The following is a 4,728-nucleotide window of genomic DNA, read 5'->3' as shown; positions in this document are numbered from 1 at the left end:
CCAAAAACGGAGCGAGACCGGATCGCAGATACCCCAACAAAACTCTCACCCATCAGGCAGTCGCCAACCACGCCCCCCAACAAATCCCTCACCTTCAGTTCGACTCATCAACAGCTCCACCCCAACAAAACACTCACCTAGAGCGAATTCAAGCCGACAGAACCACCAAATGGGCCGGCGTTCTTGCACCACAGGTGCCCGGAAAAGGCTAGAAGCTTGCGACAAGGCGCCAAGCGGTGCACATTGCTTCGCCAACGACAAAAAAAGTCGAAAAAAAAAGGCCCCAACAAAACCCTCACCTGAGGTGCATCAAGCCCAACAACTCACTCACCTAAGTACAACAAGCACCTCACCTAAAGTGCGAATTGCACAACAATCCACTCACCTTGCCACAACAAAAGTCTCACTGCATCCCAACAAAAAACTCACCTCGATGCCTGGGAACCCGCGCCAGTCAACGGTTTCGCCGATCTCTATGTCTTCTCTAAGTATTCAAGTGTTATCTTCTAAACACTCTACAGAGGGTGTCGCATTGCTTGTCTCAGGTGAAAAAATTCAAGTGGTAAACTTTCACCATGGCCACGCGACGCAAGCGCTCTGAAACACCCTCTGAAAGTCTGTTCGACGAGCAGGACCTTCCCGACCACCCTGATGGGTTCATCGACGAGGGCCCGCAAGACAGCCCTGCGCAACAGGCTGCACGCAAAGGTGCTACTGCCGTCGCGCAGGTGGTTCAGCAGCCCATGCCGAGCATTGCGCTCAAGCCGATGAATGGCGCAATCACGCGCCAAATGATGTTGACTTGGCTAAAAATTGTTCGGGAAATCCAGCAACAGCCCAAGGCAGACACCTACAAGATTCCCATGCCAGTCTTGATGGACTTCTTGGGTGACAAGAGCAATTACGAACGTCTCAAATCCACGCTGAGATCACTCAACGCCGTACAGGTCGAGTGGAACGAGGTCAACTCGGGTGGGACTCAATGGACGGTCAGCAGTCTGCTTTCCCAAGCAAAGATCATTCGAAGCCCGTCACAAAACATCGTGGAGGTCAGCCTCCCGCCAGACATCAGTCGCGGCGTTCGAGAACTTGAACAGTTTTCGGAGTTGAACCTCATCATGGCGCGCGAGTTGAAGAATCAGTCAGCGCTGAATCTTTACCGGATCGCTGTGGCCTATGAAACCAATCCCTCCAAATTGACATTCAGAAAGCCTCCCGAGGAGTGGGACATGTACCTGCGAGTCAAACCTCAGGGGCATGGGGCGGCATTTGAGTACAAGTACTTCAAGCGAGACACCCTGCTGCCAGCGATCGAGGAAGTCAACCGCCTGACCCACTTGAACCTTGAACTGATCGAACACAAGGAAGGTCGTGTTGTTGTCGAGATTCAATTCCGGATCGAGCCAAAGACAGTTGAAGTGCTACCTCTGCTGCTAGGAGATGCTGCAAAAGAAGCGATCAAGTTGGCCGAAGCGGAATTGCGTGCGCTTGGTTTGAAGGCCACAGAGGCTATTTCCATCGTCACGACTTACGGCTCTGAACGGGTGATGGCCAACGTGGCCTACGTAAAGCAACGAAGCGCCGCTGTGTCCGAATCCGCCGCGTTACGCAATCCAACCGCTTATCTCAAAGCGGCCATCAAGAACAACTATGCCGATGGCATGGTTTTTGAGGAACAAACGAGCACAACTCAAGTACCGCCCAAGCCTAACCAAGGACAGGCGGAAAGGGATGCAAAGCGGGCTCGACTGGAGCTGATCTCCCATCGACGCACAGAAGCCCACAATTTGTTCCTGGAGATGACTCGGCGTGAAAGCGACAACATCTGGCACGAATACTTGAACCAGATGGATTCTTTTGGGAACAAAACACTTGCTTCAACCGCCAAGAGAAAAGGCTTGGAAGCCAAGATTGTTCAAGTTCATTTTTACGATTGGCTCGCGGTTCGACTTTGGGGCGAACCTGATGACCAAGCGATTTCCGACTTTTTACAAGCCTCTTCGGGTGCTAAAGCGTGACGAGAAATTGACCAACACCAGTACTTTGTGCTGGTCATGAACTCGCCCAGTTCATGGATTTGTTCTTTAGCACTGAGCAAAGAGCCACATGGGGCTCCGCTGGTTTAAGCAAATCCTTGACCCGGTCTCCACTTGGCATGACGCCACACGCTCTCTCGATTCTTCAAGCCTGCAAAGGCCATGATCTTCTCTAAAGGCCATTTCTGGTCCAATTTTTCCCTGATCACGGTGTTTCGGATGACTTGGGGCCCGCAACGCAAGGGCAAAGGCAAATTCGCGTCCCGTGCAGCCGTCGCAATGGTTCGACTGACCAGGTGAAACAAAATGCGAATTGAAATTTGATTTGCACGATCTGATAAAAAAATCCACTCCTTTTTGGAGTATTTGGACTGGGACGCCCTGAAATCAAGCCAATCAGCCATGCCTTTACTCAAGGCCATCGAAAACGAGATCACTCGTTCCTGACATGACCTGGACCCTTGGATGTGGGCGCCCAGCAAGCGCTGCACGCCGTCTTCTGTTGCGTCGGCTATTTGCGAGTCATCCCATATCAGGTCCTCCATCCGCATTCCACGCACTTCCTCGCTGGTCAACCCATGCTCATACAGGAGCTTCAAAATGACCAGATCGCGAATGCCGTAACAGTCGCAGAATTCAGCGCGAGGGAAGGCCTGAGGCAGCACGCGCCACAATGCGGGATCCAACACAGTTGGGTCATCGTTCAGCTTGCGAGGGCGGTCTAAGTCGTGTAACTCACCGGTCGGTAAGTTCTTGCTCAGCTTGATATCGAATGCGTACTCGTAAACCCAGTGGAGCAATTGCCAGTACCGCTTCTGCGATACCTCGCTCACCACTCTGATCGTTCCGTCACTGGCTTTGGCCCGACGTGCTTTGAGTTGTTTCAGAAATTGGGAAACATCAACTGCGCTGGCGTCCATCCACTGCACACCTCGGCGGTGTAAGTGGGATAGCCACAACTTCCAAATACTGCCGTACAGACGCCTTGTGGCTGCCGCGCAGACTGGGTCGTAAGGGTCCGCCTGGCGATGCGCGAGCCAAATCGAAAAGAACGCGTCACCTCTCAACGGGTTTGGTGAACCGTCACCATGTTCCAGAGGGCCGCATTGGTTCACGGCGCTGCTCCTTCAGTCTTGATTGAACAAAAGTTGGCGCGAAAAAGTGGATCCGTCTTGGAATCCAATGGCACCCCTGCGCCAGGCCCCCTCGGGGTGCTCGCTGGACATCTGCATACCGAGCATGCACTAATCGTCCCGACCGATGTGTCTTGAAATATTCACGCGTGAAAGATCATCGTGCAGCGGCGCAGCGATGCGCTATCAAGCCCGTCGCCCAAGAACGGGGTGACCAGAAACTTTGGACTCTCGAAGTTCAGCCCATCACCTTTGTGTACACCCCGAAGCACGCCATGCCAATGATCGCGAGTAACACAGCTATCAACAACAAGATGAAGAAAAAATCTCCGGCCGTGGCGTGCCGAGAGTTCTGAGAAACAGTTGGGCTGTGTGAGGCGTCGTCGTGTAAACGTGAGGGGAGGGTATCTGGTGGCATGGAATAGTGACGGCGCAAGGCGAAACGGGGGAGCCCCGATTTCTTTCTGGAAGATTGACATTTTTATATCACCGCTGAGTGAGGGAGCGATGACGGTTGGTACTTCTCTTGCTGGAGTTGATGCGAATTTGAGACGAACTCCGGTGTGTTGAATGCGGCCGTGATGGCTCGAATTGATTTGAGCCAGTCACCTGTGCAACACGCATGCGTCTGTCATCGGGGGCTGGATGGCAGAGGAATTGGCTTCGGTTGGGGGGAGTCCGCACAACGATGCATACTTTCACCCTATGGCAGCTGTGCCTCAACCCTTTTGAATGCCTAAAACACATGGTCGACACTTCACCTCCTGACACTCAAGTGTCCACCCAGCCCAATGCCACCCGTCGAACAGTGAGCTCATGGTGGCGCTTTGTCGCCGTCGCTTTGATGGTTGCGCTCCTGGTCGGCTGGGCAGCCAGCGCAAGCATGTACGAGCAATTGAAAGCCCAGATTGGCCACCTCCAAGCCAAGCTTCAGGTGATTCCGCAAGTGCGCTATGTCTCTGTACTGTTAGACGATAAGCAGCAAGCGGCGTTGTTGATCACGTTTGATCCAACGGCAGGCGTTTTGCAGCTTCAACGGCTGAACAATGTGACAGAGGGGCCCGAAGACAGCATGCAGGTCTGGGCATTGAGCGGTGACAACAAGCCTCCTCGCTCCTTGGGACTGGTTATGAGTCGGTATAAAACACTCCAGTTGCCTGCCAAGCTTGATGACTTGAGTGGTGCGACAGAGCTTGCAATCAGCGTCGAAGAAAAAGGTGGCGTCAGCGACCGCAAGGGCCCACGCCTGCCCTATCTATTCAAAGGTTGGTTGGTACAGAAAGCTATCTGAGACGAGGAGGGCCTTGGTTGCAAGGGTACTTCGGACTTTGATCGTATTTGATAAAGAATAACCTTCATAGTATCTTGGTTACTAATGAATCCTGTGCCGATTCATCTTTCCGCCGCATTTCTCTGTGTATACTGGCGGGCTCGACTGCACAGAACAGTGCTCTACGAGTGGCGGGGGTGAGAAGCCTCTGGTGCTTGGTTGGGTTGGTTGTTGTGAGTGGTTTGAGAAGTTTTCTGGTTTTGAGTTTGCTGCTGTAAAAAGCGATGTA

The 4,728-nt window shown here is 52.9% G+C and carries 4 protein-coding genes; 2 read left to right on the top strand and 2 right to left on the bottom strand.

Annotated features, from left to right (window positions below; all coding sequences use genetic code 11):
• Window positions 1-575: 575 nt before the first annotated feature.
• The gene (locus tag F624_RS0131710) at window positions 576-2,018 is read left to right on the top strand and encodes a replication initiation protein (protein WP_019578382.1); all 1,443 of its coding nucleotides are present in this window, start codon (window positions 576-578) and stop codon (window positions 2,016-2,018) included.
• A 104-nt stretch (window positions 2,019-2,122) separates the two neighbouring features.
• On the opposite strand, the gene F624_RS0131705 is transcribed toward F624_RS0131710, so the two are convergent.
• Window positions 2,123-2,956, bottom strand: coding sequence for a tyrosine-type recombinase/integrase (locus F624_RS0131705; RefSeq protein WP_157443751.1), 834 nt, complete (start codon window positions 2,954-2,956; stop codon window positions 2,123-2,125).
• A 988-nt stretch (window positions 2,957-3,944) separates the two neighbouring features.
• Between F624_RS0131705 and F624_RS0131695 the strand changes: the two genes are divergently transcribed.
• Complete coding sequence (locus tag F624_RS0131695) at window positions 3,945-4,460, top strand: anti-sigma factor domain-containing protein (protein WP_169426751.1); 516 nt, start codon at window positions 3,945-3,947, stop codon at window positions 4,458-4,460.
• Window positions 4,461-4,524: 64 nt separating this feature from the next.
• On the opposite strand, the gene F624_RS35580 is transcribed toward F624_RS0131695, so the two are convergent.
• Window positions 4,525-4,728 (bottom strand): hypothetical protein (locus tag F624_RS35580; RefSeq protein ID WP_211224196.1); only part of this gene is annotated, 204 nt, incomplete at its 5' end.

The organism is Curvibacter lanceolatus ATCC 14669 (assembly GCF_000381265.1).
Lineage (GTDB): Bacteria > Pseudomonadota > Gammaproteobacteria > Burkholderiales > Burkholderiaceae_C > Curvibacter > Curvibacter lanceolatus.
The sequence above is the reverse complement of the archived record's forward strand: the minus strand, read 5'-3'. Positions and strand labels throughout refer to the sequence as shown.

Excerpts from the sequence above, each read along its gene's own strand:
- F624_RS0131710 (WP_019578382.1), top strand. The coding sequence starts at position 576 with ATGGCCACGCGACGCAAGCGCTCTGAAACACCCTCTGAAAGTCTGTTC.
- F624_RS0131705 (WP_157443751.1), bottom strand. The coding sequence starts at position 2,956 with ATGGACGCCAGCGCAGTTGATGTTTCCCAATTTCTGAAACAACTCAAA.